We start from the raw sequence: 5,768 nt of genomic DNA, 5'->3' as shown, positions 1-5,768 counted from the left end.
CGGGGCCGCCGCCGCGGCCGCCGCCGCGACGGATGCGGGCCGGCCGCCAGCCGCGCGCGTACCGGTCGAAACACCCCGGCTCGCGGGCAGCATCAACCTGCGCGGTGCGCGCATCGACGACCTGGTACTCACGACCTACACCGAGCGCCTCGCCTCCCGCACCGAGCCGAACCCGCCGCAGGTCCGCCTGTTCGGCCAGCGCGAGACCGAGCATCCCTATTTCGCCCAATGGGGCTGGACGGCGGCCGATGGCCGGTCGCGCGTGCCCGATGGCGAGACCGACTGGACCGCGACGGGCGGGCCGCTCGCGCCCGGCCGGCCCGTGACGCTGTCCTGGGACAACGGCCAGGGACTGGTGTTCGAGATCGCGCTGACGATCGACGAGCAATACATGGTCAGCGCCGAGCAGCGCGTGCGCAACACGGGCGCCGAGCCTGCCTCGGTGCTCCCCTGGGTACGCATCCGGCGGGAGCGCACGCCGCGGGTCGAAGGCTTCTTCATCCTGCATGAGGGCTTCACCGGCGTGCTCAACGGCCGCCTGCGCGAAGTCACCTACAGCGACGCCAAGTCCGAGGGCGAACGCCGCCGCGGCGTGGCGATGGAGGAGGAGACGACCGGCGGCTGGGCCGGCATCACCGACAAGTACTGGCTTGCCGCCATCATGCCGGGCGGCCCCGACCAGGCGCTGCGGGCCGCATATCGCCACGTGAACGAGGGCGGCGGCGCGGCGGGCGACCGCTGGCAGGTGGACATGGCGGCGACCGCGCCGCAGGCCGTCGCGCCGGGTGCCACAGCGACGCTGGCCACGCGCCTGTTTGCCGGGGCGAAGGAGGTCCATCTCCTCGACGGCTACATGGACCGGCTGAACATCACCGACTTCGACAAGGCGATCGACTTCGGCTGGTTCTACTTCCTGGTGAAGCCGTTCTTCCTCGCGCTCGACTGGCTGTTCCGCATGACGGGGAACTTCGGCGTCGCGATCCTGATCTTCACGGTGCTGATCAAGGCCGCCTTCTTCCCGCTGGCCAACAAGGCCTACCATTCCATGGCGCGGATGAAGGTGCTCGCGCCGAAAATGACGGAGATCCGGGACCGCTACAAGGATGAGCCGCAGAAGGCGCAGCAGGAGATGATGGCGCTGTACCGGTCGGAGAAGGTGAACCCCGCCTCCGGCTGCCTGCCCATCCTTATCCAGATCCCGGTCTTCTTCGCGCTGTACAAGGCGCTGTTCGTCACCATCGAGATGCGCCACCAGCCCTTCTTCGGCTGGATCCAGGATCTTTCCGCGCCGGATCCGACGAACCTGTTCAACCTGTTCGGGCTGCTGCCCTTCGACCCGGCGCAGTGGAGCAGCTTCCTGCACATGCCGGCCTGGGCGCTCATCATGGGCGTCACGATGTGGGTGCAGCAGAAGCTGAACCCGCAGCCGCCTGACCCGATCCAGGCCAAGATCTTCGCCTGGATGCCGATCATCTTCACCTTCATGCTGGCGTCCTTCCCGGCCGGGCTGATCATCTACTGGGCCTGGAACAACACCCTGTCGGTCGCGCAACAGTACTACATCATGCGGCACGATCGCCGGGCGGCGAAGGCGGCCAAGTCCAAGTAGAAGGCCGGGGGAGGGAACTCCCCCGGACCCCCTCCTTCTTCTGGCTGTCACCAAGGCGCACAAGCGCGGCTACCGTGGCCCATCCGGCGAAAGGACCAGCATGACCGGGCTTGCCGAGGCCAAGGACGACGCCGAGCGCGCGGCACTGATCGAGGCGGGGCGGCTGCTCTTCGCGCGGCCCTGCACCTTCTTCTACGCGGCGCAGAAATCCGACCAGCTGCCGCCGCCGGGGCTGCCCGAGGTCGCCTTCTGCGGGCGGTCCAACGTGGGCAAGTCCTCGCTGCTCAACGCGCTGACAGGGCAGAAGGCGCTCGCGCGCGTCTCCCAGACGCCGGGGCGGACGCGGCAGCTGAACTTCTTCAACCTGGCGGAACGCCTGGTGCTGGTGGACCTGCCGGGCTACGGCTACGCCAAGGCGTCGAAGGACATGCAGCGCGACTGGCAGGGCGTGATGTTCGACTACCTGCGCGGCCGGCCGAACCTGATGCGCGTGATGCTGCTGCTGGACGCCCGCATCGAGACGAAGTCCGCCGACCGCGCAGCGATGGACCTGCTCAACACCGCCGCCGTCGCCTTCCAGATCGTCCTGACCAAGGCCGACGACGTGGGTCCGGTGAAGCTCGCCGCGCGGCTCGAGGAGGCCAAGGACCTCGCCCGCCGCAACACCGCCGCGCACCCGCTGGTGCTGGTCACCAGCAGCGAGACGGGGCTGGGGATCGACGAATTGCGGGCGGAGGTGACGTCGCTCGCGGCGCCGCTCTGAATCACGCGCCTTGCAGTGTGTCTTCGCGGCACTGTAGATTTAGCTGGAATATTCCTATATCGACACGATGCGACCGTGGCGTGCCGCACGCTTCGGGGCGCTTTGCCTTCGGGCCGCGCCTGCATTCGCGCAAACGCAAGGTGACCGTCCGGCCAACCAGGCGGGGACGGGGATGGCCTACGGCTATCTGCTCACCTTTCAGCAGGTCTTCGATGCGTGCTTCGCAGGCGAAACGGAGCTTCGCAGGGAGATCGACGAAACCGTCGCGCTCATCGAGGCATACATCATGAGAACAAACTCGATCACGCGCGGTGCACCGGAGGCGGCGAAGCGGCGGATGCTGGCAGGGCACGGCACGCCGGCCGACGTGCAGGCAGCCTGTCGTGGCGATCGCCCCTCATCCTTGAGCCCTTTCATCCCTGGCCTGTAAGCCAAGTTCGCGGCGGATCCGGTGCGGTTCCGCCAGGAAACGGCCCGTGGGTGGGCTGAACTGCGGGAACGGATGGGGACGACGTCTGGAGAGACCCAACAAAGCCGCTGACGTCATGGATGTGATGAGGCGCGAGCGCCTTACCCCCGCGCTAAATTCTCCCGCAGCGTCACGCCAGCATACTCCTTCCGGAACAGCCCGCGCCGCTGCAATTCCGGCACCACCAGCCGGCAGAATTCCTCGAACATGCGCGGATGCACCGTCGGCGTGATGATGAAGCCGTCGCAGGCGCCGGAGGTGAACCACTCCTCCAGCGTGTCCGCGATCGACGACGGCGTGCCCACCAGCAGCGACCGGGGCTTCGCCACCGCATCCTGGAAGCCGATCCCCTCCTGCCGCATCACCTGCAGCACGCGGTCCTGCGAGCCCACGATCCCCTGGTTGCCCTGCTTCGCGCGCATTTCCTCGGGCGAGGCGACCTTCGACAGATCCACCCCCATCAGCGCGGAATTGAGCATCCGCTGCGCGTCGGGGTCGATCAGCGATTGCAGGTATTCGTACTTCTCCTGCGCGATGCTCTGCGTCTCGCCGATCACCGTCATGAAGGATGGCAGCACGTGACACGCCTCCGGAGCGCGGCCGAACTTCGCCATGCGCGCCTTGAGGTCGGTGGTGAAGGCGATGCCATCCGCCATCGTGTTCGGCGTGCAGAACACCAGCTCCGCCCAGCGCGCGGCGAAGTCGCGCCCTCGGTCCGACGACCCCGCCTGCATGAACACCGGCCGCACCTGCGGCGTGCGCGGCATGGCCAGCGGCCCGCGCGTGCGCACGTAGCGGCCTTCGTAATTCGTGTAGCGCACCTTAGACGGGTCGATGAACACGCCGCCCTCGCGGTCGGCCACCATCGCGCCCTCGTCCCAGGACTCCCACAGCGCGTTGCAGGCGGCGACCACTTCCTCGGCGCGATCGTAGCGTTCGTTCTTCGCCGCGATGCCGCCCATCCCGAAGTTGCGCGCCTCGAGGTCGGTGGCCGAGGTCACGATGTTCCACGCCATCCGCCCGCCGCTCAGCAGATCGAGCGAAGCGAGCGTCCGCGCGATCCAGTAGGGATGCAGCAGCGTGGTGGACAGCGTGGCCCCGAGGCCGAGATGCCGCGTCACCCGCGCCATGATCGGCAGCACCACGAGCGGATCCATGTAGGAGATCTGCCCGCCGAGCCGCAGATAGGCGTCGAAGTTCCCGCCATGGATGTCCGGCAGGCCGAAGGTGTCGGCATAGAAGCAGGCATCGAAGCACGCGGCTTCCAGCACGCGCGCGATGTGCTCGTAGCGGGCGGGGTCGAAGATGTCGTCGAGCGCCGCTTCGGGGTGGCGCCAGGCACCGGGATGGTTCGCCGTCGGACCGGTCTTGAGGTAGGCGACGAGATGCATCCGCCGGCGGGTCACGGCGCGATGCTCCGGGCGGCGGGACAGGCCATGGAACCTCCGGGTCGGTGTCGGCCGTGCGATCCTGATGGCGCGTTGCCCCGACTATGCGAGAGCCCTCGCCCACCGGCAAGGCGCCGGCCCCCTCGTGGCGCGGCGATTTCCAGCCGGACCGATCTGCTCTAAGGGGGTGGCCCCAACGGCCGAACCGGCCACGCCAGACGCAACGAGCCCGCCGCATGACCGAGACCGTCGACACGCCCGAAGCCATGCAGATCCTGGCCGGTGCGCTGCCCTTCCTGAAGCGCTACGACGACGCGACGGTCGTCGTGAAGTATGGCGGCCACGCGATGGGGGAGGAGGACACGGCGCTGCGCTTCGGCCGCGACATCGCGCTGCTGGAGCAGGTCGGCGTGAACCCCGTCGTCGTCCATGGCGGCGGGCCGCAGATCAACGCCATGCTCAAGCGGCTCAACGTGAAGTCCACCTTCATCCAGGGCTTGCGCGTGACGGATGAGGAGATGCTCGACGTGGTCGAGATGGTCCTCGCCGGCCCGGTCAACAAGCAGGTGGCGGAAGCCATCACGCGCGCGGGCGTCATGGCGGTCGGTATCTCCGGCAAGGATGGCGGGCTGATCCGCGCGCGCAAGCTGCAGCGCACCTACCGCGATCCCGACAGCAACATCGAGAAGGTGCTGGACCTCGGCTTCGTGGGCGAACCCGCCAGCGTTGACCCCAAGGTGCTGCGCCTGCTGATCGGCGCGGACATCGTTCCCGTCGTCGCCCCCGTCGGCGTGGGGGAGGACGGGCAGACCTACAACATCAACGCCGACACCGCCGCCGGTGCCATCGCCGGCGCGCTTTCGGCCGAACGGCTGCTGATGCTGACCGACGTGCCGGGCGTGCTCGACACCGACAAGCGCCTGATCCCGGAGATGAGCGTCGCCGAGGTCAAGGCCGGCATCGAGGCCGGCTGGATCTCCGGCGGCATGATCCCGAAGGTCGAGACCTGCATCTACGCGATCGAGCGTGGCGTGAAGGGTGCGGTCATCCTCGACGGGCGCGTGCCGCACGCGATCCTGGCCGAGCTTTTCACGGATGCCGGGCCGGGCACGCTGATCCGGCCCTGACCGGCGGGTTCAGCGCGCCGCGGCGCGGGCCAGCGCGTCGATCCGCCAGCGCAGCTCGCCGTCGCCCACGAGCGACGGCGCGACGGACGCCGAGGCCGTCGGCGCCGGCGGGACAAGAAGCATCGCCACTGCCGCGGCCGTCGCCTCGGAGAGCTCCGCGCGCCGACAGAGACCGGCGATCGACTTGCCGCAGCGCGTGACGACGACGTGCTCAACCTCCGCCAGCGCCACCCCGGCCAGCGCGGCGAGCGCCGACTTGACGAAATCCGCTTCCGCGGCGCGCGCGGCGCGCAGCAGGACGCCGTCGTCGAGCGCGCCGGCGCGCAGCAGGATCATGGCGCGTTCCCCCGCGTCCGATGCCGTCTCGCCCGGCCGCGCCTGGCCGGCGAGGCGGAGCGCGACGGCGCGGCGG

At 69.0% G+C, this 5,768-nt stretch carries 6 protein-coding genes; 4 read left to right on the top strand and 2 right to left on the bottom strand.

What is annotated here, in order from left to right:
* The 3 genes from yidC to HW577_RS19340 all read left to right on the top strand — a co-directional run.
* A partial coding sequence (gene yidC / locus HW577_RS19350; RefSeq protein ID WP_198377768.1) for a membrane protein insertase YidC occupies nucleotides 1–1,609 on the top strand: 1,609 nt, incomplete at its 5' end.
* 100 nt (nucleotides 1,610–1,709) lie between these two features.
* Nucleotides 1,710–2,372, top strand: a complete 663-nt coding sequence (yihA, locus tag HW577_RS19345; protein ID WP_198377767.1) for a ribosome biogenesis GTP-binding protein YihA/YsxC — start codon at nucleotides 1,710–1,712, stop codon at nucleotides 2,370–2,372.
* A 172-nt stretch (nucleotides 2,373–2,544) separates the two neighbouring features.
* Complete coding sequence (locus tag HW577_RS19340; protein WP_198377766.1) at nucleotides 2,545–2,802, top strand: hypothetical protein; 258 nt, start codon at nucleotides 2,545–2,547, stop codon at nucleotides 2,800–2,802.
* A 140-nt stretch (nucleotides 2,803–2,942) separates the two neighbouring features.
* Here the strand turns inward: HW577_RS19340 and HW577_RS19335 are convergent, their stop codons facing one another.
* Nucleotides 2,943–4,247, bottom strand: coding sequence for an NtaA/DmoA family FMN-dependent monooxygenase (locus tag HW577_RS19335; RefSeq protein ID WP_198377765.1), 1,305 nt, complete (start codon nucleotides 4,245–4,247; stop codon nucleotides 2,943–2,945).
* A 218-nt stretch (nucleotides 4,248–4,465) separates the two neighbouring features.
* Between HW577_RS19335 and argB the strand changes: the two genes are divergently transcribed.
* A complete protein-coding gene (gene argB / locus HW577_RS19330) occupies nucleotides 4,466–5,356 on the top strand; it encodes an acetylglutamate kinase (RefSeq protein WP_198377764.1) in 891 nt (296 codons plus the stop codon).
* A 9-nt stretch (nucleotides 5,357–5,365) separates the two neighbouring features.
* Here argB and HW577_RS19325 read toward each other — a convergent pair.
* Nucleotides 5,366–5,768: DUF2336 domain-containing protein (locus HW577_RS19325; protein WP_198377763.1), on the bottom strand; the 403-nt coding region annotated here is incomplete at its 5' end.

Origin of the sequence: Neoroseomonas rubea, from assembly GCF_016106015.1 — a bacterium.
Taxonomy (GTDB): domain Bacteria; phylum Pseudomonadota; class Alphaproteobacteria; order Acetobacterales; family Acetobacteraceae; genus Neoroseomonas; species Neoroseomonas rubea.
This window is presented reverse-complemented; position numbering and strand designations above follow the sequence as displayed.

Excerpts from the sequence above, each read along its gene's own strand:
- yihA (WP_198377767.1), top strand. The coding sequence starts at position 1,710 with ATGACCGGGCTTGCCGAGGCCAAGGACGACGCCGAGCGCGCGGCACTG.
- HW577_RS19340 (WP_198377766.1), top strand. The coding sequence starts at position 2,545 with ATGGCCTACGGCTATCTGCTCACCTTTCAGCAGGTCTTCGATGCGTGC.
- argB (WP_198377764.1), top strand. The coding sequence starts at position 4,466 with ATGACCGAGACCGTCGACACGCCCGAAGCCATGCAGATCCTGGCCGGT.